Annotated in this window: 14 protein-coding genes and 1 pseudogene; 6 read left to right on the top strand and 9 right to left on the bottom strand. The window is 67.2% G+C overall.

All coding sequences use genetic code 11. The features are described from left to right. Positions 1-255 precede the first annotated feature (255 nt). Positions 256-2640 (top strand): glycosyl hydrolase family 18 protein, encoded by a 2385-nt coding sequence (locus JQX13_RS39985; protein WP_203404663.1) that lies wholly within the window; start codon positions 256-258, stop codon positions 2638-2640. Between the two features lie 115 nt (positions 2641-2755). On the opposite strand, the gene JQX13_RS39980 is transcribed toward JQX13_RS39985, so the two are convergent. The 3 genes from JQX13_RS39980 to JQX13_RS39970 form a co-directional block, all read right to left on the bottom strand. Beyond that, entirely contained in the window at positions 2756-9103 is a 6348-nt protein-coding gene (locus JQX13_RS39980; RefSeq protein ID WP_203404662.1) for an FG-GAP-like repeat-containing protein, read from the bottom strand. A 104-nt stretch (positions 9104-9207) separates the two neighbouring features. Further along, positions 9208-9813, bottom strand: coding sequence for a Vps62-related protein (locus JQX13_RS39975; RefSeq protein WP_203404661.1), 606 nt, complete (start codon positions 9811-9813; stop codon positions 9208-9210). A gap of 190 nt (positions 9814-10003) precedes the next feature. After that, positions 10004-12040, bottom strand: a complete 2037-nt coding sequence (locus JQX13_RS39970) for a hypothetical protein (RefSeq protein ID WP_203404660.1) — start codon at positions 12038-12040, stop codon at positions 10004-10006. Positions 12041-12128: 88 nt separating this feature from the next. Between JQX13_RS39970 and JQX13_RS54775 the strand changes: the two are divergent. Beyond that, positions 12129-12239: pseudogene (locus JQX13_RS54775) on the top strand (LysR family transcriptional regulator); the annotation flags it as partial. Here JQX13_RS54775 and JQX13_RS39965 read toward each other — a convergent pair. Beyond that, positions 12190-13062: a helix-turn-helix domain-containing protein gene (locus JQX13_RS39965; protein WP_203404659.1), complete on the bottom strand. Its 873-nt coding sequence runs from the start codon at positions 13060-13062 to the stop codon at positions 12190-12192. The pseudogene JQX13_RS54775 and the gene JQX13_RS39965 overlap by 50 nt on opposite strands. Positions 13063-13224: 162 nt before the next feature. Here JQX13_RS39965 and JQX13_RS39960 point away from each other — a divergent pair, with 162 nt between their 5' ends. Then, positions 13225-14181: an alpha/beta hydrolase family protein gene (locus tag JQX13_RS39960; protein ID WP_203404658.1), complete on the top strand. Its 957-nt coding sequence runs from the start codon at positions 13225-13227 to the stop codon at positions 14179-14181. 196 nt (positions 14182-14377) lie between these two features. On the opposite strand, the gene JQX13_RS39955 is transcribed toward JQX13_RS39960, so the two are convergent. Further along, positions 14378-15007, bottom strand: coding sequence for a TetR/AcrR family transcriptional regulator (locus tag JQX13_RS39955; protein ID WP_203404657.1), 630 nt, complete (start codon positions 15005-15007; stop codon positions 14378-14380). Positions 15008-15166: 159 nt separating this feature from the next. Between JQX13_RS39955 and JQX13_RS39950 the strand changes: the two genes are divergently transcribed. Next, positions 15167-15652, top strand: coding sequence for a VOC family protein (locus tag JQX13_RS39950; protein ID WP_203404656.1), 486 nt, complete (start codon positions 15167-15169; stop codon positions 15650-15652). A 35-nt stretch (positions 15653-15687) separates the two neighbouring features. On the opposite strand, the gene JQX13_RS39945 is transcribed toward JQX13_RS39950, so the two are convergent. Then, a complete protein-coding gene (locus JQX13_RS39945; protein WP_239014137.1) occupies positions 15688-18963 on the bottom strand; it encodes a GH92 family glycosyl hydrolase in 3276 nt (1091 codons plus the stop codon). A gap of 363 nt (positions 18964-19326) precedes the next feature. On the opposite strand from JQX13_RS39945, the gene JQX13_RS39940 reads away from it, so the two are divergent. Beyond that, on the top strand, positions 19327-19584 hold the full coding sequence (locus tag JQX13_RS39940) for a peptide-methionine (S)-S-oxide reductase MsrA (protein WP_239014136.1): 258 nt from the start codon (positions 19327-19329) through the stop codon (positions 19582-19584). 167 nt (positions 19585-19751) lie between these two features. Here the strand turns inward: JQX13_RS39940 and JQX13_RS39935 are convergent, their stop codons facing one another. Both JQX13_RS39935 and map read right to left on the bottom strand, forming a co-directional pair. Beyond that, complete coding sequence (locus JQX13_RS39935) at positions 19752-20705, bottom strand: hypothetical protein (RefSeq protein ID WP_203404654.1); 954 nt, start codon at positions 20703-20705, stop codon at positions 19752-19754. Between the two features lie 402 nt (positions 20706-21107). After that, entirely contained in the window at positions 21108-21863 is a 756-nt protein-coding gene (gene map, locus JQX13_RS39930) for a type I methionyl aminopeptidase (protein ID WP_203404653.1), read from the bottom strand. A gap of 129 nt (positions 21864-21992) precedes the next feature. Here map and JQX13_RS39925 point away from each other — a divergent pair, with 129 nt between their 5' ends. Then, positions 21993-22271, top strand: coding sequence for a LysR family transcriptional regulator (locus JQX13_RS39925; protein WP_203404652.1), 279 nt, complete (start codon positions 21993-21995; stop codon positions 22269-22271). A 290-nt stretch (positions 22272-22561) separates the two neighbouring features. Here JQX13_RS39925 and JQX13_RS39920 read toward each other — a convergent pair whose 3' ends face one another. Then, on the bottom strand, positions 22562-23674 hold the full coding sequence (locus JQX13_RS39920; protein WP_239014135.1) for a LysM peptidoglycan-binding domain-containing protein: 1113 nt from the start codon (positions 23672-23674) through the stop codon (positions 22562-22564). Positions 23675-23746: the final 72 nt, after the last annotated feature.

Here is a 23746-nt window from a genome sequence, read left to right as displayed (position 1 = left end):
GGACGGCAGCGTAGCCTTCGCCGCACCGGGCAGCAGCGCGACGAAGATCAAGATCCTCCGCATCCTCCCCTGCGCGGGGTGAGACGGGGCCGGGTGACGCGTCCGCCCGCGCGATGACCCGAAAAATGGGCCTCCGGTCTCCATAACGCCTGCATGAACCTGGCGGCGCGGCTCGATGAACCCTGCCCGACCAGGCATCCAGGGGGCGTGGAGAAGGCCTCTCGCCTCCTCCTTCTCGTGCATTTTGGAGGCGTTATGCGACGTGGTGCATTGGGTCTGTCCGCCACGGTGGCGGCCATCCTGTTCCTGGGAACTGCTTGCGGTGAGCATGACGCCACCCCGCTGGCGGAGAACAAGAGCTCGCTGCTGGCGGCCTGCTCCGAGTGGACCGAAGGCGCGAGCTACACGGCCGGCCAGGTGGTGACCTACCAGGGAGCGACGTACACCGCACGGGTGGCCCACACCGCCCAGCCCGGGACCAACTGGAACCCCAGGGACACGGCCTCGCTCTGGCAGCCAGGAGGGAGCTGCGATGGCGGTGGAGGAGGCTCCGACGGAGGCGTGGGTGGCGGCACGGACGCTGGCACCGACACGGCCGCGCCCTGGGCCGCCAACACGCGGTACTCGGTGGGCGACGTCGTTTCCTACAATGGCGTGAAGTACCAGTGCATCTTCTCCCACACCTCCGCGGCGGGCTGGGAGCCGCCCAACGCCTCCACACTGTGGAAGGTGGCGCCGACCGACACGGGCGGCGGTGGCGGCCCCACGACGCCGTTCTGCGCACCCGCGTGGGTGGCCACCCGGATTTATGCGAAGGGGAAGATCGTCGGATACAACGGCAGGGCCTATCGCGCCCTCGCCGACGTGCATGGAATCAGGCCCGACGACACCATCTACAACATGTGGGAGCTCGTCGGCGTTCCGGATGACAACCTGTGCCCGGTGGCCATCCCCAACAACATCGACTACGGCCAGCCGTCGGTGGTGACGGGCAACCCGCGCGCGGGCAGCACCCTGCCTTCTGGGCCCATCAGCGCGGCCCATCCGGTCTCCGGCACCGGCACCGGCGGCACTCGCGGCGGGATCGACCCCTCGACGGACCCGGGTGGCAATCACCCCGGCTTCGACGCGGACACGGGTGGGCGCGTCTCCAAGCTTCCTCCCGGGACGCTGCCACTCCAGCACAACGTGTATCAGCTGAGCGCCGGACAGGAGATCGTCGAGTACCTCGGGGACTGGGCCATCTATGGCCGTCGCTTCGACTTCAACAAGCTGCCGGTGAAGAACGTGCACCGGCTCGTCTACGGGTTCGCTGGCATCTGCTACCCGGCCGCGAAGAACACGCAGGACCCGGGCTTCCCCACCACCGCGCCCGCGGCGGTCAATCGAACGTGCAAGCAGAGCAACCTGCCGGACGGCGCGATGGCCGTCGCGGACTTCGAGGCGGCCTTCGTCCGCATCCAGCCGGGCCAGAGCGGAGGCAAGGTGACGGGCACGGAGCCCATGTATGATCTGGACCCGAAGGACGTGGCGGGCGTGTTCGGTGTCCTCTACAAGCTGCGTCAGGAGAATCCGCACCTGAAGCTGGACCTGTCGGTCGGCGGGTGGACCCTGAGCGAGGGCTTCCCGTGGATGGCGCATGATCCGACGCGGCGCAAGGCGTTCGTGGACTCGGTGGTCCGCTTCCTGGAGCAGTTCGACTTCGATGGCATCGACATCGACTGGGAGTACCCGGGCACCGACGGCGCGGTGCCCGGTATGTCCCGCCCGGACGACCCGCAGAACTACCTGCAGTTGCTGAAGGAGCTACGCGCCGGCATGGACTGGCTGGGCAAGAAGACCGGCAAGCAGTACCGCCTCTCCAGCGCCATCTCGGCGGTCCCGAGCAAGCTGAAGCTCATCAACTGGGCGGAGACGAGCAAGTACCTCGACCGCCTGTACCTGATGACGTACGACTTCTCCGGTTCCTGGGAGCGCGCGTTCACCCACCACACGCCGCTCTTCACCAATCCCAACTACAAGGATGCCCAGGGGAACATCGCGCCCTTCTCCGTGGACGCGGCGGTCCGGACGCTGAGGGAAGAGGGAGCGCCGGCGAACAAGATCATGATTGGCATCGCCAACTACCACCGCGCCAAGGCCATCAACGTCGGTGACATCACCGAGTACACCAACGGCCTGAAGGGGAGCTCCACCTTCGGCAACCTGAGCGCCACCGGCGTCGGGCTCGTGCTGGGCATCGCCGGTGTCGGCTCGTGGGAGGCCGGCGTGGTGGAGGGCTATGATCTGTACCAGAACTTCCTCGACAAGGACCTGAAGCCCAAGAACGGCTACCGCCTCTACACGGACAAGGCCTCCAACGCGGACTACCTGGTCAACCCGATCGGCTCGTTCATCACCATCGAGACGCCTCGCACCGTGGCGCTGAAGGCCTCCTACGCGAAGGCGAACGGCCTGGCCGGGGTGTTCGGTTGGCAGATGGAGCAGGACAACGGCTACAACCTCAACGCGCTCAACCACGTGCTCGGCAACGCGCTGGTGAGCAACCAGTCGGACGCGAGGCCGCAGGACCAGATCGCGGTCTGCGGTGAGAACGTCTCCGCCGCGGAGTGCGCGCAGCTCAACCAGAACATCAAGTAGTCACCGCGCTTGCGGCGCGGATGAGGGGCACACCCACCCGGGTGTGCCCCTGGCGCTCCGGCCCACTGTGCGAGTCATCTCCCCGAGATATCCGCCCAGAGGGTGCGGACGTTGCTCAATATCCGTTCGCTTCGAGGGCCGCATCGACGATGAGCGAGCCTTCGCCGAGCCCGAAGAGGATGATGCGGCTCTTGATCGTCGACTGGACCGAGATATTCAGCGTGTAGACCGACGCCATGTCACCGAGAAGGGGCGTCGCTTCGCTCTTCCCCACCCCCGTCATCTCGACTGGCTGGGTCGTGAGCTCCTCTGGCCCGTAGGTCTTCTTGAGCATCACCGAGTCGGCGATGCCCTGGAACGCCCCCGCGAGGGCTCCGAAGCCAAAGCCGGTGAGGAACGCCCGCCCCAGTCCATCCGAGAGCGAGACATTGGCCTCTCCGAGGACCTTCTTCTCGGCCACATTCGACATGAACTGCGTGAACATGTCCCCAACCCCCGTGGTGACAGACCCGAACGCCGCCCACAGGGTCGCGCGCGCGGTGTACTGGAGCGTCTTCTCGAGAGCCTCTTCCGACAGCAACTGGATGCCCCGTGAAGTCGCCCACTGAAGACCTCTCTGCACCAGCGCGTTCGCGGCGAAGTCGATGGCGGGGCTGAACGCCGTGGCCAGGCCGCCCGTGATGGCGCCGACCGCGAAGCCGACGCCGGCATTGACGCCGTAGCCCTTCCAGAAGGCAGAGCCATGAACGTCTTTGTGCGTGTAGGAGTAGATGCCCGCATTGAGCCCCGCGCCGACAAGCCCTGTCCCGATGATGGCCCCGGCAGCGACGACCCACGGTGTCGCCGCCCCGCCGGTGAGCACGATGGCCGCCGCGCCGACGAAGAAGAGCAGGACGGCGAGCGCGAAACCGGCGCCCCAGGCCGCGTGTCCCGTCGGATCCACGAGGTTGATGGGGTTGTTCAGCTCGAACGCGAAGCGGTTGAAGGCATCCGGGTGGAGGAGGTAGTCCGAACCGGGTTGCGAGTCGGGCGTCAGGAACCGGCCGATGGCCGGATCGTAGTAGCGCGCACCGAAGTAGTAGAGGCCGAGCTCGGTGTCGAAGGGGCGCTGCTCGTACTCGGGAGCGAAGCCGGTGCCACTCACGATCCGCCGCTCACCGTAGCCGCCGTAGGCGATCTGCGTGACGACCGTGGCCTCCGCACCGAAGGCGTGCGTATTGCTCCCCTTGAAGTCGCGCCGGAAGTAGACGACGCCACTGCTCGTGATCGCAGCGGCTGTGCCCCGGTCGTCCAGGAGGTATTTCGTGACGGTGTCGCGGCCCCCGTTGGGCCGGTAGACCTGATAGGCGGGGTCGATGAACAGGGTGACGTTGCCGTCCGCATCGACCTGGCGGAGGAGCCGGCCCACGTGGTCGGACAACATCTCGCGCAGCGTGCTTCCGTCGGCCGCCGTCACCTTTCGCAGGCAGGAGAGGCCGTCGTATTCGAAGCCCAGCGTCACGCCGTACGACGTGCGGGACCGCGTACGCCCACAGGCGTCAGGCGTCGCCGAATAGACCTGCTCGCCATGACGAATGCCTCTCGACACGAAGTGCGCCGTCGAGGTGTAGATGACCTCGTCCTTCGTGGTGAGATTGCCGGAGTCGTCATACGCGTAGGAGCCGCCGGTGAAGCCAGGGACCGACGCGCTCGTGAGGCGGCGGTTGAGATAGGTGAATGACTGCGATTGATTGCCATCGCTGTTGTCCGTCACCGAGAGCAACTGATTGAGCGGATCGTAGGTATAGGAGAGGTCGAGCACCCTGCCCGAGGCGGCATTGACGACCTCACCCACCACCTGGCCGAGCGGACTGAATGTGTAGTTCGTCACGACGCCGTTTCCGGGAAGGAGCCCCTGCCCGTAGACGGACGTGCCCGCCTTCTGCCAGGCGCTGTAGTCGTCGAGCGGGTAATCGGTGCGAGCCCCGTCGAGTGTCCCGGAGATGAACTGGCCGTAGGAGTAGGTGCGCTCCAGGGTCGTGGCGTCGGGATAGGTCTGACGGACCACGCGCTTCTGTGCATCGAAGACGCTGCTGATGGAAAAGGGGGAGGACTCTCCCTCGAGGGTCAGCACATTGGCGTTGAGGTTGCCGTACGGGTCGTACCCGAAGTCGTATTGCGACTCCACCGTACCGTCGGCCTGCGTCGCAACGACCTTCGCGAGCCGCCCGTTTCCGTTCGTCCCGGTGTCGTAGGTATAGGTGAAGGTCCTCGAGTCGCTGAGCGTCTTGGTGAGCAGGCGACCGAGGCCGTCATAGGTGTACGAGGTCGTCGCCCGGGCTGCATCGGTCTGGCCGGACTGCAGTCCCGTCGCCGCGTCATAGGTGAACGTCATCGCCTTGATGCTCGAATCCCCGGTCGTATTCTGGTCGGGATTGTCCATCCACTTGCGGCGGTCGAGCGAGTCGTAGGCGAGGGTGTTGCTGACACCGTTCGGGCTCGTCGGGGTGGGCGGATCCGTCACGGAGGTGAGCCGCGCCACCGCGTCATACGTGAACACCGTCGTCGCGTTCGCGCCGTCTGGATCCACGGTGACGGCGGTCACGGTGTCCTTGCCGTTGTAATAGTGGTGGGTATGTACCTCGACGTAGGGCGTGTCCGAGCCGGAGGCACTCGTGATGGTGACGGCACCACCACTTCCGTAGAACCACGTCGTGACCGAGGCCATCGTGCCATCGGGACCCGAGGGCACCGTGCGCTGGATGGGCCGGCCGAGGATGTCATAGGTGGTGAGGAGCGAATACGGGGCGCTGGAGACGACCGACGTCGAGGAGAAGAAGGGAAAGCTCTCCACTGACGGCTTGTCCTGGGAGTAGTCGGTCAGGACGATGGCATTGCCGGCCTGTTGCCCGGTCTGGCGCACCACCTCGCGTGAGCGCGCACGGCCGTCGACATAGCTCTGCTTCCAGACGAGCTCACGCGCGTCTGTCGTCGGGAAGGATTGGAGCGACTGCACCTCGGTGTAGATGCCACCCTGGCCATCATCGAGGTACCGCGTGAGCTGCGTCGTCACGACGGGGGCATTCTGGAACGTGGCGCGGAGGTCGGCCGTTCCCGTGACGAGCGATGTGACGCCATTCGCGTCGCCCTGTGTGCCCGAGGGGACCGGGCCCTGCCCCAGCTCCTTGCGCCCGAAGGCATCGAGCTTCGAGACGAAGATGACGCCGTTCGCGTCGCCGCTCGCGACCTGGACGCCGTAGCGAGGGTCGTAGCCACTCGTTGTGACCAGCGCCACACCCTGCTGGTTGGGCGGCGTGGTCGTACGCATCACATACGTGTGGTAGTCCGGGTCATAGTCGTACGTCGTGGCGAAGCCGCCGGGCTTCGTCTCGGTCTTCTTGTTGCCGAAGGCGTCGTAGCCGTAGCGGACCGTCAGAAAGGCATTGTTCGTGTCATCCCACTGGCCCTGCGTGAGCAGGTTGTACGTCGACGGCTCGTACGTGCACACCTGCAGGTGGTAGTCGCCCGGCAGGAATCGGGTGATGTCCGGGTCCTCGGCGTTGGCGCTCTCCTTCGCGTAGCGGAGGTAACCGAGCGCCCAGCCCGGACTGAGGAGGTCATTCTGGAACTGCCGGTGCTGGTACACCGCCTCCGAGGGATTGAGCGGCTGCCCGTCGGCGTCGACGTACCCCAGGGTCGCATCGAGCGTCTCGTTGCCGTAGTCGTCGTAATTGTACGTGTGGGCGAGCGCGTAGTCGAAGGTGCCGTAGCTCCACGTCTCCCACCGCACGGACGTCCGCAGCGTCTCATGGACGATGGGATGGGGCGACGTGGCGCCCGTGGCGCGGGTATACGCCGTGTACTCCTGCGCCGTGACGCTCATCAGCACCGTCTGATCCTTCGGAACACGTGGATCCGACGAGTAGGCGCCGTTGGCCTCGACACGCGAGGACGCCTTGGTACCCGTATAGGGGAAGTCCTGGTTGTAGGTGTCCACCGTGACGAGCCCGGTGTCCTGCGCCAGGTTCGTCACGGTCTTGAACCCCTGCCACCCGCGGCCCAGCAGGTTGAGCTGCGCGCCGGCGTACGTCACGGTATTCGTCGTGCTGTAGGCGAAGCGATTGGCGGACGACTCGTTGCGCTGGGTGTACCGAGATACGACGTAGGTCGCGCGGCCGATGACCGCCTGGACCGGGTACTGCGTCGGCGTCAAGGGATTGGGATAGCGCCCCCCCGCTCCCGCCGGGAAGGTGAGCGGGTCACCCGGGCCATAGACGCTGGAGTCAGAGAGCGGCGCGTAGCCGATCTCGACCACGCCGCCCAGTGAGTTCGTGAAGGCAGCCACGAGATCCACCGCACCGCCCGACGAGGTGTACGGAACGACGACGGGCTGCTGGTTCACGTCGGTGCCGACTCGCATCAGGTCGGCCTTGCCATCGCCGTTCACGTCGCACGGGTAGAACTTCGCGTTGACGACGGTGGTTCCGGCATCGCCAGCATCGAACGGCTCGAGCACACGGTAGGTACCCGACGGCGAGCCGCGGAAGGCGGTGAACATCAGGCGGTTGTCGCCGGAGATCCACTTGTTGACGATGGCGGTGATGCCGCTCCCGTCGAGGTCCATGGGAAAGAAGCCGTCCGGATCGATCGTCTCGTCCTGGAAGGCCGAGTCAGGCCCCTGGACGAACGCCCCCGCCGCATTGCACAGGAATGTCGTCAGGTGCAGCGTCGTCGAGGAGTTGCCTGTCTCCCGCCAGATCTGCAGCAGATCCAGGACACCATCACCGTTGATGTCGACCGGGAGGAAGGCGATCTGGCTGGTGAGATTGAGCGTGCCCAGGTTGCTCTTGACCGAGGACGTGAAGGAGACGTCATCGATGCCGCTGCTCTCTCCCAGGTACGCCGTCGCGACGAGGGTCTGGTCGGAGCCATCCTGCCAGACGCGCACGAGATCCAGCATCCCATCGCCGTTGACATCCATGGGCCAGAACGCAAGCACCCGGGCCGGGTTCGCCGGGTCGTCCGTCGGACTGACGATTCCCTCGGTGAACGTGGCGTCCGGTGCATCACCGAACTTCGAGAGGTACGCGCGGAAGTAGAGGAGCTCGCCCTGGTTCGGGTCGTAGTGCGCGTACGCCTCCACCAGGTCCGTGCGCCCATCTCCATTGACGTCCATGGGAAAGAACTGGATGTGTTTCGAGGTCCAGGAGTCGCCGGTCTCGAAGATACCGCCGTCGTCGAACGACGTTCCATTCGAGAGGAAGGCCGCGAGGCGAAGGTCGCTGTTCGGTCCGCTCGCGTAGACGATCAGGAGATCCGTGCGCCCATCGCCGTTGAGATCCACGGGGTGGATCTCGCGCGGATCGGGAAACGAGCCGAGGTTCGTGTCGGCGGCGCGAACATAGGTCGTTCCATCACTCCCCGGCGTGGCCAGATACGTCGTGGCGTGCAACGAGCCGTCCTTGTCGGTCCAGAGCTGCACGAGGTCGGTGCGCCCATCGCCGTTGACATCCATCGTGCGGATGTCGGACTGACCGAGATGCTGATCCAGCGTCGAGGAGGAGTTGATGTCGAAGCCCGGCGAGGCAACGTCCTGCCAGACGAGCGTCGTCGGCGGAAGCGACGGTGAGCCTTCCGACTTCGAGCCGGTGAGGGTGATCGACTCCAAGCAGCTGAGCCGCGTGGCGGAGCTGGTGCGATAGCCAAGCGTGAGGGTCCGGACCGTCTCGTCTTCGCCCACCGACGTCATGATGGACGTCAGGCGGTAGTAGAGATTGACCGGATATCCAGCCACGTAGTCCTCGATCGGATCGGGGCGCTGCTCGTAGGTGAAGTCGACGAAGCGGTTCGCCTGCGTGCCGTCGTCTCGAACCGTGTAGGCGATGCGCTGGATGAAATAGGAGCCCGAGTCGGCGTTCTGGCCGTCCGGAGAGAGCGTGTAGGTGAACTCGACGCGGTTGCCATCTCGGTCCGTCACGGAGGCGAGCACCCAGGCGCGGATGTGGGTGCTACCGGGAGCGAGGATGCGGCTGTTGGCCGTCGTGCCGTACGCGCGGAGCTCGCCCGACTTGCCGTAGACGGTGAAGCCCTCCTCCGGTGTCGCGCCCGCCAGCACGTAGTTCCAGCTCTGCATCTCGGTGTTGTAGACGGTGCCCGCGGAGCCGTAGTCGCCCTGCACGTTGATGAGGCGCTGGCCGTCCAGGGCGAAGCGGTCGTTCGGGCCGTAGGTGACGGCGCCGTTGAAGCCATCCACCGCGTAGGTGGCCTTGAGCCGCGTGATGGCCGAAAGGCCCGAGAGACTCCAGCCCACGCCCATGAGGCCATTGGGCTGGCGGTGGTTGTAGACGAGTGCGAGGCTCGGCTGGAAGTTGCCGATGCCTGGTGGCAGATCGATCGGGAGCTTGTAGGTGGCCTGACCGTTCGCATCGACCTCGAACGTTCCCTGAGCAAGGCCGGCGGCGGAGAGAGAGTCTTTGGCGGGCATCGTCACACTTCCGTTTGAGAAATGAGTCGCACGGGGACGGCGGCTTTGTGACGGCCGCCGTCCTGAGGTGAGAGGTGGAATGGAGGAAGGAACGGCGGAGCGGATCAGTCCGCGCCCTTGAGCCTGTAGACCGTGCCGGAGTACGCGTTGTAGTTCGCCTGCGCGACGAACACGTTCGGCACGTTGGAGACCGCCCAGATGGTGCAGTCGTCGTCGGCACCGGAGTCCTCATCGTTCCAGATCTGCGTCGTCGCTGACGACTGCTCGACCAGGTCACGACGGATGCAGCGGTAGTTCTGGATGTCGGGCCTGGTGTAACCGAGCTGGCCTACCATCCCGATCGGCACATAGCCGTCGTGGGGAACGGCCGCCCAGATGGACCAGTCGTAGTCGCCGCCACTACCCTCGTCCGTGTAGACGACGCTCCAGTCCTTCGGCGACTTGAGCAGCGGTGAGTTGGGATCATCGTTGATGGCCTTCACGATGAACGAGGCGCCGGTGGGGCTCCCGTAGTTCCCCTGGGCGTAATCGCCGATGATGAAGTAGCTCGAATCGTCGGGATTCGGGCGGAAGAGCGTGACGTCCAGGGTGGCGCCAGAACCGACATCGCTGCAGATCCAGTTGTAGGTGCCCGTGGTGCTGATGATGAGCGAGGGCTCCCCCTGCGTGGTCAGACGGATGATCTTGGGGGCATGACGCTTGTCCATCATGAGGTGCATCCTTTCGAAGCTTCGGGGTGACGCTGCCAGGGCAGCTGCCGAGGCCTCGAGCAACAGCCATGCCGAGGACGCACCGACGCGAAGGAGGCGAAAATCCGGGCTGAGGAGGTGGACGACACACCATCGGCACACGAGCCGACGCGTCGGCCGACGCGTCGGCTGAGGTCCGTGCGAAGAATGGCTACTCGCTCACCTCCACGGTGGCCCTGGCGCTCGCCGCGAGGCCGAAGTCCTCCTGATGGATCTGCAGGTCCACGGTGTGCAGCCCAGAGGCGTTCACCGGGATGGACTTCGTCATCGTGAAGGAGAAGGCGCCACCTGGAGGGAGGTTCACCCCCCAGTCGGACCAGGTCGTCTCCCAGGCCGCCGGCTGGGTGGACACGAAGTCGTACCAGACCCAATTGCACGACGCGGAGTCGTTGTTGGTCACGTTCACCGTCCAGGTGACCGCCGAGCCAGGGGCCGCCTTCACGGTGCTCGGCGAGAGCGTGAGCGTGGGTGCCGACGGGACGCAGCGCTCGACGATCCTCATCGTGCTCGTCCCCTGCACCGTGTAGCCGTCGCGGGTGACGGCCACGCCCGCGGTGTAGAGCCCTGGCTCCATGCGATAGGGCACATACGTCTGGAGGGTCACGTACGCCGTGCTCGACGCGGCGACCGTGAGCTGCGCGGGCAGCGGATCGGCGCCCCATCCCTCCGGGAGGATGGCGCCGAGCTGGAAGGTGCTCGGGCCACAACCCGCCGAGTCCTGATTGGTGAGGGCGATCTCGAACTCCGGCCGGCCACCGGGCCAGGCGGTGTCCGCGAAGGACGTCACCCGCACTCCGGGAGGCGCCCGCACACACGGTTTCTGCGCATACCGGACCTGCACCATGAGCCCCGCGGGCGTCGCGGATTGCACCGTCACGGAGAGGTTGCTGTACGGGTCGTCCCAGGTCCTTCCCGGCAGCAGGGCCGGGTCGCTCCAGGACGAGGTCTCCGGCGTGAAGTCGAGCAGGTGCGAGCCATCCCTCGTCGCCTCGTCCTCGTAGTGCACGAGGGCGCCGCCGAAGACCTGGTGACCCAGGGTCTCCTCATAGGGGCCCAGGGCCTGGCGATATTCCAGCCACAGCCAACCGCCGCTCGAGGAACCCCGGCGCACCTTGAGGGCCTTCAACCCGCCGGACGACACCACGGGCGCGAGCGTGAAGGTGCCACCCACGCCATCCACCTCGGCCACGGCGGCCGGCGCCAGCCAGCCGATGCGTGCCTTGTGCGGCGCCGCGTAGTGGCCCAGGTTCCAGGTGCCCATGGTGGAAAAGAGGTCCCCGTACTCGGTGACGACGCCCTGGGTGCCCAGGTACCCGAGCGGCTCGGCGCCGAAGTCGCGCGAGCCCGCGTGGTTCAGCGAGAGGTTATGCCCCGCCTCATGCGTCACCAACTCCACGGCCATGTCGTGCTGGCTCATGTACCCGGCGACGAGCCATGCGGTGGATGCCTGGACCGTGCCGTCCGGCGTCGACAGCGAGGCGCAGGACAGCGTGGCCAGGCCCGAGTAGGAGCAACCCTCCTGGGGCATGGGGTGGACGATGAAGACGCGGTCATACCGGGTGAAGTCCACGTCCGCGTCCGCCGCCCTCAGGGCCGCTTCACGCATGGCATGGGTGTCATTACAGGAATAGGCACGGTCCAGCGTGTACCAGCCCACCACGTCGCCCGTGGTGGTGGTGCGGCCCTCGGACACCTCGTGCCAATAGCCGGCCAGCGAACGGCGCGTGGAGGAAAAGAAGACCTCCCGCGTCCCTTCCACGGTGTTGGTCGGCCTGGGCCCCGGGAACGCCGCCAGGATGACCAGGCTGCGTTGCACTCCTGTGACGCCACAGGTCCCGGCGGCGGCTTGGAGGGCCGCCGCATGCGTGTCCACCTCGGCCTCCTCGGCGACGAGTCGGTCACCCACCCGCCGCCCGCGCAGCTTCAGCTTCAGGCCACTGCGGAGCCCCTCCGGTGCCCCCTGACTGAAGACCACCGGGCGACGCTGGTGCCCCTCGACGAGGAAATACTCCAGGCGCGACTCCCCGAGCGACGGAGAGTCCACCACGAGGACCTCCAGTTCTCCACCCCACTCCTCTCTCGAGACCGCCTCTTCCGCGCTCTCCTCCTCCTCCTGGGGAGAGGACACCTGCGTGCTACACGCCGCGAGCCACATCGCGGCAACCATGCTCCACGTACGACCGGACATTTCGCCTCCAGCGAACGGCGGCCTGGTGCGAAGACACCAGGAGACCGCCGCGCGCCTTCTGCCCGCGAGCGTGCACGGTTGCAACACGGTGCCCGGGTTCTTCCTCTACTTCCCGAGCCGCGCCCAGGTCTCCCCCTCCTTCCGGGCCTTCATGGACACCGCCCGGGAGGTGACGGCGAACCCGAGGAAGAACGCATGAAGGTGGGGCCGAGTCGCTCCGTGGTGTCGTGGAGATCGGCCTCCGCCTCGCCGGAGCCGAACCGAACGCCCCGATCGCCCGCACGCTTCACGAAGGCGCCCGGTGTGAGCCCGACGAGCTCCCGGAAGTCGGCAATGAGGTGCGCCTGGTCGTAATAGCCCGCGTCCGCGGCGATGCGTCCCCAGTCCTTCGAGGTCGCCGCCATCCCCACGGCACGCTGCAGGCGAACGGCCCGCGCGAAATCCTTCGGCCCGATGCCGACGCTCTCCGTGAAGGCGCGGCGAAGATGCCGCGCCGTGACGCCAAGCCGCTCCGCCACGCTCTCCACCCGAACCTCGTCTCCTTCGAACAAGCGCACCGCGCGGCGAGCGAGCCGTGCCGAGGCCGGGTCGAATGTCTGGTGGGCACGAAGGGCGATCGCGTGGGAGAGTCGGTCGAGCATCTCCGGCAGGCTTCGCGCCGCAAGGAGCTCGAGGCAGAGGTCGCCGCCCGAACGGCCCCAGATGTCTTCCAGCGGGACGATCCGGTCCGTCAGCGCGCTCGCGGCCACGCCCAGGAGCTGCGCCGACCAGCCTGGCTTGAACTGAAGCATGACCGCCCGCGCGACGCCGGTTGCGTTCTTGAACAGCGCCTGCGTTCGCGGGCCAGCGACGGCCACATCCCCTTTCCGACCCTCCTCGAACACTCGAAAGACAAGGATCGTTCTTCCGTCGGGCAGCCGTTCGTGACTTGCGCGTCCAGCGACTGGCACGAGACCGCGAACGTCCTCGACGAAGCGGGAAAGTGAGAACGTCAAGGCGGCAGAGTCCATCGTGCGCGGCACCCTCGTATCCTCGCGCGGCCACTGCGGCCGTTCAAGCCGGCGCGGAGGGAACGATGAAAATGTCCGGTCCTTCCAATTCACGGATCGCGCCGCGCAGCAAAGTTCGCGCTCTCGTCTCCGGGCGTTTTCACGGGGCCGAGCCCACGAAAGGAAATCAGAATCATGAGCGAACCGACTTCCGCGGCCAACACCCCCAGCGCACCCACACCGGTCCTCTCGGTCAGCCCAGTCGTGCTGCCAGCTCCCGGCCGCGCCGTCGATCTCCAGGTGCGAGTCTCCGCGCCCGTGACCGGAAGCGAACTGCCCATCATCCTGCTCTCGCACGGCCACGGCCGCTCCAACCACCTCTCCTCATTGAACGGCTACGCCCCACTCGCCAACTACTTCGCGGCACACGGCTTCGTCGTCATCCAGCCCACCCATCTCGACTCAAAGACGCTCACCCTCGACTCCAATGATCCCGATGCGCCTCTGTACTGGCGCGCGCGGGCCGAGGACATGAAGCGCATCCTCGACCAACTCGACGCGATCGAGCGCGCCGTCACTGAGCTCGCCGGGCGCTTGGACCGAAGCAAGGTGGCCGTCGTCGGGCACTCGATGGGCGGGCACACCGCGAGCCTGCTGCTTGGCGCGCGGCACACGGATCCCCACGACGGAACGGAAGTGAACCTCGCCGAACCCCGGATCAAGGCGGGCGTGCTGCTCGCCGCGCCCGGCAGAGGCGACGCCCTCAGCAAGTTCGCAGCCGAGAACTACTCCTTCTTCTCGACCATCGACTACTCCAGGATGACGACGCCCGCGCTCGTGGTCGCCGGCGACAAGGACGACTCTCCCCACCTGACGGTCGCAGGCGCCGACTGGCACGCCGATCCATACTTCCTCTCCCCAAGCCCCAAGTCCCTGCTCACCCTGTTCGACGCAGGGCACGGGCTGGGCGGAGTCTCGGGATATGACGTCGCCGAGACCACGGACGAGAACCCCGAGCGAGTGGCTGCCGTTCAGCTTCTCACCTGGGCCTACCTCCGCACCGCGCTCTACCCCGGAGACTCCGCCTGGCAGGAAGCGCAAAACGCGCTGACGGGCGTAGCCAGGCCGCTCGGACGGGTCGAGTCCAAATAAGCGAAGGAGGCCCATCCGTCGCGGACCTGCAGCACGAGCGGGTCAGCGCGTTTCTGGACATGTGGAGGCAGGCACCGGGTGCCCGGGTCGGCCGCCGTGAGCTCAAATGAGGATCAGGGCTGCCACCGCGCGGGTGCGTCGCACTCGGCGGGGGCGCATGCAGGAGTGTATTCCGGAGCGGAGCGTTCATGCCGCGTCAGCGCTCGCGCGTCACACGGAGACCCTCGCGAAGAAGCTGACACGTGGCGGCGATGACCCGCTGGCGGTCGGCTCCATCGGCGACGCTGTCCGCGCTTCCGTGAATGAGGTGGAACACGAGCGATGCCGTGGTCTCGACGTCCTCCACCGAGATTGCGCCGAGCGCGGCGCCCTGATGCAGCATGCCGGCGACGAGGACCTCGGCCGAGAGCCCCTCCGGGCTCGGACGCAGGGAGACCGGCCCGTGAAAGAGCGCGCGGTGGAGCGGCCCGAGCTCGACCTGGAAGTCGATGAAGGCGCCGACCTCCTTCTCCATCCAGGCCCACCAGTCGAGTCCGACGCGGAGCTCACCGAGGCGGGTGGCGGCCGCGGCGGCGTACTCCTGAACGACGCGCTCCCGCAGCGCGAGGAGCAGCGCGTCGACGGACTCGAAGTACAGGTAGAAGGTGCCCTTCGCGGCGCCGGCGGCGCGGGTGATGTCCTCGACGCGCAGCCCCACCTCTCCTCGCGTCTTGAGCAGCTCATACGCGGCATCGAGCAGCTCGCTCCGGCGCTCGGAGGAGGCGAGGCGACGTCGACGGGCTTTCCTTGGGGGCGGCACGCGCTCTCGCTTCGAGTCAGATCCCATGCCTGGCCTCAATCACACCGCGAATCACACCGCGATACACCCCTTCGAGCAAGGAAGGATCGCCGCGCGCTTCCGTCCTCCGGGCCCGCGTGCGAGCGATTGCCTACTGACTTCGAGTCATTTATAATGACCGCGAGTCAGTAAGCAGGAGGTCACGCCATGCGGTTTCTCGGCATGCGGCACATCGCGTTGAGGGTGAGGGACGTCGAGCGGTCGGCCCGGTTCTACGAGCGAGCGTTCGGGATGCGCCGCTTCGGACCGGCCAAGAGCGGCGGAACGTTCGTTCCGCTCGTGTCCCCGAATCTCGAGGATCAGATCTCGCTGAGCAGCGAGCCGGAGTCTGGAGAGACCGAGCGGACGCTGGGGCACCCGGGAGAACAGGGGGGCATCGACCATTTCGGGTTCATCGTCTCCCCGGGGACGCGGCTCGAGGCGGTGCAGGAGCACCTCGTGGCCTGCGGAGCGACGTTCCTGCGCCGCGTCGACATCGACCGGCGCGTCCCGACGCTCTTCTTCGCCGATCCCGACGGCTACGTCTTCCAGGTGAGCCGGTTTCCCCGATTCACGAGGCTGTTCATCGCGCTGTTGCCGCTGCTGAACGCGCTCCGCTCCCGCAGGCGACCGCAGATCGCGACCCGACACTGACGTACCTGACGGCACCCGGTGGGGTGCGTGGCTCTTCACTTGGATTCGCTGAGCGAGATCGCGTACACCTCGAACCGCGCGTCGTTCGGCAGGGTCAAGGAGTGCACCTGCTTCGCCGGGTCGAGTGCGAGTGACTGGCCGAACAATCGCACCGGTGGCCCGTCCACGCCGCTCCCGGCCTTGATCCGATGAGGCATGTCGAGCGGCACGGTGGTGCCCGACGGCGTGCTTCCCGCCCAGTCCCCCGCCGTGACCGGGATGTCCGTCTGGCTGCCATCCGAATACCGGACGGTGATCGTCGTCGTCACGGGACCGTTGTGCGACACGGATATCAGGTGAAGCGTCTTATAATTGCCCTCCGGAAGAAGGATTGCCTGACCGCGAGCCTCCACGAAGTTGTTCGCGCTCCCGCTCGGATCGGGCGCCGAATACGTCACACCCGACCAGGTGATGGGTCCGGCCACGGGGAGCAGGCTTCCGTCGTAACTCCAGCCCAGGCCGTCGAAGTTGCCCTCTCGCGATTGGGTGACCGTCGCGGTGCCGTCATGGTTGCGGTCGTGCGTCAGATCCACGGCGCATTGCTCGGGAATCTCGGGCAGGCAGGTTCCCGCCGGCCGGACCTCGATGGTCACGTTTCGGGTCAGGGTGTTCGCGCCATCCGCCGAGACGGAAACCTGGAGCGGATACACGCCCGACGAAGTGTTCGCGGGCACGGTGATGGCGAGTGGCCCCGTCCACTGCACGGGCAGACCCTGTGACGACAGCCGGAATGATGGCGCCGTGGCGGACCAGCCCGCGGGTACGGCCGGCGTCACGGAGATGTCCAACTCGAGAGGCGCCTGGCCGAGCACGTCCAGGGTCAGCTCGACCGTCTGGGCCGCGTTGCTCGCCGCGATGACAGCCGAGGAAGGCCGCACGGACGCGTCGACGTGACGGCGGGAGTCCCGCTCGGCCTGATTGACCGACGGTGGCCTCGCGTCGCTCGCGGTTCCCCAGCTCGAGGGCTCGCCGCCGAGCGTATGTGCCAGGGTGCCGCCCCGCACGAGCTCGTTCCAGTCCAGGTAGGTCCTTGGGACATCCCGTCCGTCGAGCGTCACGCGCTGGATGTACCGTTGGGTGTCGCTGGCGCCGGGCGCCGTGATGTTCAGCGTGCCGCCCTGGCGGGTGCCGAAGTGCCCGATGCGGACCACGGCGGACTCGAACTGGGGGCTGGACAGGGCGAGGAAGTTCGCGCCACTCATCGTCGGGTACAGCCCGAGCGAGGAGAACACGTACCACGCCGACATCGTGCCCAGGTCGTCGTTGCCGGTCATGCCGTCCGGCCCCGTGGTGAACAACGTCATCGCCGCGCGCACGACCGTGGCCGTCTTCGCGGGTGCTCCCGCCCACAGGTACATGTAGGGCGCGAGCAGATCGGGCTCGTTGTTCGGGTTGTACGTGGGCTTGCCGTAGTAGTCGTAGGGCTGGGTGATCCAGTCACCGCGGGCGGTTCCCGCGGGATCGGCGAGCAGCTTGTCGTAGGCGAAGAATGCATCCAACCGCTGCTCGGTCGCGCGCTCTCCGCCCATGAGCGCGATCAGCCCGGCGGGATCCTGTGGCACCAGCCACTGATATTGGTAGGCCCCTCCCTCGTGGAACTGGTGGGAGGCCGCCACCGGGTCGTACGGCGTCATCCACGTGCCGTCGGCCGTGCGCGGACGGAACTGGCCGATGGAGGAGTCCCACAGGTTGCGGTACCACTGCCCGCGCTCGGCGAACATCCGTGCATCGTCCTCGTGCCCGAGCCCCCGCGCCATCAACGCGAGCGCCGCGTCGGCCGCCGAGTATTCGAGCGTCGCCGACGCCGGGTGCACGCAGTCGTTGTCACCGCCCTTGTGCGCGCAGTCGACGCCCAGGCGCAGACCGGACGGGAGGTATCCGCGGGTGTTGTAGTACTCGACGCCCGAGCGACCGTTGTATGGCGAATCCGAGGGCGGAGTGCCGAGCGCGTTCTTGCGCAGCAGCGCGTAGGCCTCTTGTTCATGGCCCTCGAGGAGCCCCCGGGCCCAGGCCTCGACGAGGAACGGCGTGACCGGATCCCCGGTCATGATGTTGGTCTCGCTGTTGGCGAGCGCCCAGCGTGGCAGCCAGCCACCCTCCCGGCCAATGGCGATGATCGACAGCGCGACGTCCCGGGCGACCTGGGGTTGGAGCAGCTCCAGCAACTGGTTCTGGGGGCGGTACGTGTCCCACAACGAGAAGTTCTGGTACGGCGTGTAGCCGCTCGCGGCGTGCACCTGGTTGTCGAAACCGACGTACCGGCCGTCCACGTCGCCGGCCAGGTTCGGGTGCAAGTGCGCATGGTACAGCGCGCTGTAGAAGGCGACCTGCCGGTCGCGGGAACCTCCGCTGATCTTGATCGACCTGAGCGTGTCGACCCACGTGTCATGCAGCCGGGTCCGCGTGGCATCGAAGTCGAAGGAGTCGCCCGTCTCCTTCGCGAGATTCTGTCTGGCGCCGTCGAGCCCGGTATAGGACAGCCCGACCTTCACCGTGACGTCACGGTCCGTGGTCGTGTCGAACGTCACCCAGGCCCCGTTGCCCCCTGGACCGGCCGCGTCCCGCGAACCGGGTGTCGGGGTGGAGCCGCGCCAGGTGCCGTGGGACGCGAAGGGCCGATCGAACGTGGCCGTGAAGTACACCGTGTGTTGGTCACGCCCGGCGCAGAAGCCGCCGGCCTTGATCCGGCCCTCGAGGGTCCGGTCCCCGACGACGTGGATCTCCGAGTCCTGAACCGCCTGGTTGGCCTTCCCGGTGTTGAACAGGACATTCGCGGCGGCCGTGGCCGGGAAGGTGAATCGCTGCCAACCGGTCCGCTCGGTGGCCGTGAGCTCGGCCTTGATGCCGTAGCGGGAGAGGCCGACGCGGTAGTACCCGGGCGTGGCCTCCTCGTCGTCATGCGAGTACTGCGACTTGTAGCCATTGATGTCAACGGTGTCGACAGCGCCAGTCGTGGGCATGATTGGCAATTCACCCATGACGCCGCAGCCGACACCGGACAGGTGCGTCTGGCTGAACCCGTAGATGGAATCCTGCTGGTAGTCGTATCCACCCTGCCCGCCCGTGTCAGGGCTGACCTGCACCATCCCGAAGGGCGCACTCGCGCCGGGAAAGGTATTGCCGAAGTTCTGGGTGCCGATGAAGGGGTTGACGAATTGGGTGGGATCCACCTCGGTGGGCTCTCCCCCCCCCGGGACATCGGGCTCGTCGACCGGGGGGGGCACGGTGCTCTTGCAACCGGCGAGCAGTCCAACGACCGCCAGTCCTGCCATTCTTCTCTTGCTGAGCAACCACATGAGCGGAACTCCTCGTTGTGACGACGTTTTCGGGGAAACGAGGAGCCTTATATGTGAGTGGTCGGCGTCGGGCGCGCCGATACTGGGCAACTGCGGCCTGGCGCTCACAACACCACACCAGCCGCGGAGGCCCCGTCTACCCCGGGCAGGAGGTGCTGCTGCCCACCGCGCTGAAGCTCCAACCCGGCGAGGACGGCACTCTGCTCCGAGAGGAACTTCCCGGAGCGGGCGCGAGTGCTGGAGGAGATCTACCCTACGCTCCCGTACAGCATCAGAATCATTCAACGAGCTGCTGAAGTGATAAGCCCGCCCAGTTCAACAGCCACTCAGGAGTCCACCATGACCATGGCGGCTGATCCGTTGTTCCTGCTCCTGCCCCAGGCAACCTATGGCGACGTGAGCACGGGGAAGACGGGGCACGCGGAGGCCGTGCGCGTTGTCTTCGACCCGAAGGTGCTGACGTACGAGACGCTGCTGGAGAAGTGGTTCTTCCGCATGCACGATCCGACGACGCTCAATCGGCAGGGCAATGACGTGGGCACGCAGTACCGCTCCGCCATCTTCTACCTCTCGGAGGAGCAGCACCGGGTGGCGTGAGGCTCCCGGTGGGCTGCTCAAGGCCGCCTCGCGTGCGCCTGCCCCGGTGATGCAGCCAACACCGCGAGAAGGTCGGGTAGGGGACTCCTCCACGGGCTCGAATCCCGTCGGGGACCAGAATATCTCCACGCCGGAGGCTCACTCCGCCCCTCCTCGCGACCGATGGACTACGCGGCGGGCTGCTCCTTGTGAGAGCGCCAGATGAACGAGTAGACATCCATCAGGTCGCGAGGCAGGTGCCCCGCAGCGACCAGCCGCTCCGACGTCTTCCGCGCCACCTCCAGGCAGCGCTCGTAGGCGGTGCTGGTGACGGGCGCGTGCTTGTCAGCCGTGAGGTTCAAGAGGAGCGCCTGCTGCTCGAAGACGGTGGGCTTCACGAAGGTATGCTGCGCGGGGGCGTACAGCGCCTGCAGCAGCGTGGCCAGGGGCCAGGTGACCTTGCGGCCCTGGCCCGCCGCGTCCCAGATACGGACCGAGCTCGCGAACTTCTCGAAGCGCGGCCCGTGCGCGCCCTCGCCGTGCAGCAGCTCGCCCAGTGCCGCCACGAACGCGGCCCGGTCCTCCTCCTTCATGGAGGTGAAGGGGATGGGGCCCTCCAAGGGGAAGACGAGGTTGGTGAGGCCCAGCAGCTTCTTGGAGACCTCGAAGGTCTCCTCCGGCGTGGCGCTCGCCAGCCGCTCGGGCGAGAGCCGCTCCTGGGCGAGCTTGATGGCGGCGGTCTTGTACCCCTTCTTGCCCTTGGCCTCGGGCGCTCCTCGCTCCTCGGAAACGAACTTCTCCCCCGCGAAGCCGCCGGGGAAGAAGGTCTCGAACCAGCGCACCTGAGCCTCGAAGGATGGGAAGGCGGCGACGAGCGGGCGCGCCACCTTGGCCTTGGCGGGTTTCTTCGCCGCGCCGCCGTGCGGGTGCTTCCCACGCAGCCGGGCCTCCACCGTCCGGGCCTCGTCATCCCACAGCTCGACGGCCTGGAGCCCCTTCACCTGGGACTTGATGAAGACGCGCCGCCCCCCGTGCTCGAAGAAGAGGACGAGCTTGCCGTCCTTATCGTCCAACAGGGCCGCGCGACCCCAGGCGGGTTGGCTCTCCAGCGTGAAGAGGGTCGGGGTGGCAGTGGCGCGCATGTAGGTCTCCTGGGTTTCAGCCGTCCGCGTCCGCGACGGGCTCGTCGCGGTGGCGCTCTTCGGCAAGGCCCCACGGCTGAGGGGGCAGCCCAGGATACGCCAGGGACGGAAAACATGTTGGCCAACCACGGCAGGCGGTCGCCGTGCCTCAATACTCTCCCAGCGAGGAATCGAGCCACGCGGCCAGCACGGGCGCATGCGGCTCGAAGAGCAGCACTTTTCTCCTGACAGCCCCGTTCAACCGAACATGCCTCGCTCGGCATGGATGGCGGTGACGAGCCGATCCAGCTCCTCGGACGTGTTGAACAGGGCCGGCGTCACGCGTACGACCGGCCCCGAGGCGAGTCCGCGTTTCATGGCCGCGATCTCCCGCCCTGGCAGGCATATCCTCGGAGCCGCCGTTCAGCCCAGCGCGGTGAGCACCTCGCAGCCCTCCCGGGTGACGAGAACGGTGTGCTCGAACTGGGCGGAGAGGCTCCCGTCCGCCGTCACCACCGTCCACTTGTCCGGCAATATCCGGATGCCGGGGCGCCCGAGGTTCACCATGGGCTCGATGGTGAGGACCATGCCCGCGCGCAGGGTGATGCCCGTGCCCCGCCGCCCCACGTGGGACACATGGGGCTCCTGGTGCATGAAGCGTCCGATGCCGTGCCCTCCGAACTCCTCCACCACGCTGCACCCCTCGGCCCGCGCCAGCTCCTCGATGACCGCGCCGATGTCTCCCAGCTTCGCGCCGTGACGCACCACCGCCACGCCCGCGTCCCGGCACCGGCGTGCCACGTCCACCACGTGCCGCGCCTCCTGGGACACCTCGCCGATGAGGAACGTGGCCGACGTGTCCCCGTGGAACCCCTCCAGGCACGTGGTCACGTCCACGTTGATGATGTCTCCTGGCGCGAGCCGCTCGTCCGCGCGGGGGATGCCGTGGCAGACCACGTGGTTGCGGCTGGTGCACACCGCCGCGGGAAAGCCGTGGTAGCCCAGCTGGCTCGGCGTGCCCCCGCGCCTCGCCGTGTCCTCCCGCACCCACGCGTCGATGTCCGCCGTCGTGATTCCCGGTGCCAGCCGCGCCGCGACGTACGCCAGTGTCCCCGCCGCCGCCTGCCCCGCCAGACGCAGCCGCTCGACCTCGGTGCCCTTCAGCAGTGGAATTCCCATACACGGCAAGGTGGCACCCGTGCGTCCGGAGCGTCCAATGCTGTTTCGGTATGACGTCCGGCCTCCCGGTGAACACCGCCTGGGGGCGGCCCGTGCACGGGCGCCGGGGCGTGCGTTAATCTCCACGGCGTGAGTCTCACGCACATCCAGTCCTTCATCGCCGTGGCCGAGGAGCGCAACGTGGGGCGCGCCGCGCGCCGGCTCCACCTCACCCAGCCGCCCCTCAGCCGCCACATCCTCGCGCTCGAGGACGAGCTCGGCACCCGCCTGTTCGAGCGCACGCCGAGCGGCATGCGCCTGTTGCCGGCCGGCGAGGCCTTCCTCCAGCACGCGCGCCGCATCCTCGCCGAGGTGGACGCCGCGATGCACACCGTGCGGGATGTCGCGGCGCGCACACAGGAGTCCTGATCGGGGCCCCCCGTCCGTGCGCCCCCGGGCTACTTCTTCGAGCGCGACGAGGAGCTCCGGCTCCGCGAGCCGCTCGACTTGCGATTTGGTCCAAATCTGGTCCGACAAGAACCGATTTGGTCCCCTGAGGCGATCCACGCCTCCTCGTTAGGAGTGGGTTTGACTCAAGGCGGCGGGATCGAATCCGCCGCCGGAAGCCCGCCGCGGAAGCTCTGCTGGTTTCCGCTCTGGCTACGGCCCGCTCGCTCCAGACATGGCCCGTTCGCGTTGGCTCCTTCCGGAACAGGCGATCAGGCGCCCAGCACGCTCAGCGCACGCTGGTAGTAGGCGTCACGGCTCGCCTTGCCGTTGTAGCCGCCGTTCACCCGGTAGGTGATGGCGTCGAAGTTGCCCGCATCCGCATAGGCGTTGAGGTTGCGGCTGTTCCAGAACCACGCGGCGGTGCGGAAGCCCACGTCCGGATCAGCGGCGCGGTGGGGGTTGTTCTCCAGGTCGATGCCGAGCGCCTGGCCCGCCGCGCGGTAGTTGGAGCGACCCGTGAGCTGGATCGGCCCACGGCCCTTGAACCGCACGCCGTCACCCGGCTGGGTGTTGCCCAGGTCCCTGCGGCCCTCATAGGCCGCGCCGGAGGCAATCTCCTCGAAGTAGCGGAACTGCGCGCTCTCGTGCGCGAGCTGGGCGAGGAAGGCCGCCTGACGGCGGGGCGTGTTGATGTTCGCCTCCCTCATGGCGGAGTTGAGGTGCGGCAGGAGCTGCTGCGCCCGATCCACGGAGAGGTTGGGCATGATGGCCCGGAGTTGCTGGAGCGACACGCCGCCAGAGGTGCCCGGCTCGTTGCCCGGGCCAGTGACGGGGCCAGGACCGGACACGGGACCGCCACCGCCGCCTCCAGGAATGGTGAGGCGCTGACCCGCGAAGATGCGGTTGGGGTTGGAGATGCCGTTGGCGGACGCGAGCGCACTCACGGTGGTGCCGAAACGTCCGGCGATGCCACTGAGCGTGTCTCCCGACTGGACGGTGTAGCTGCGCGAGCCACCGCTGGCAGGAGGCGCGCTGGGCGCCTGCGCCGGAGCTCCGCCAGGAATGGTGAGGCGCTGGCCCGCGAAGATGCGGTTGGGGTTGGAGATGCCGTTGGCGGACGCGAGCGCACTCACGGTGGTCCCGAAACGCCCGGCGATGCCACTGAGCGTGTCCCCCGACTGGACGGTGTAGCCGCGCGAGCCACCGCTGGAGCTCGCGGGGGCCGCATCGAAGCCGTCGGGGATGACGAGCTGCTGGCCCGCGAGGATACGATCCGGGTTGGAGATGCGGTTGGCCTGCGCGAGGCGCTCCACGGAGGTGTTGAAACGGCGCGCGACGGCACCCAGGGTATCGCCACTGCGGATCGTATAGGACTGGCTCACGGGAACTCCGCTCGAAGGAGACATCCGGATTTTCGAATCGAGCACCGAGAAGTTGCTGAAAAAAATTCTCAG

The organism is Archangium violaceum (genome assembly GCF_016859125.1).
Classification (GTDB): Bacteria; Myxococcota; Myxococcia; order Myxococcales; family Myxococcaceae; genus Archangium; species Archangium violaceum_A.
The sequence above is the reverse complement of the archived record's forward strand: the minus strand, read 5'-3'. Positions and strand labels throughout refer to the sequence as shown.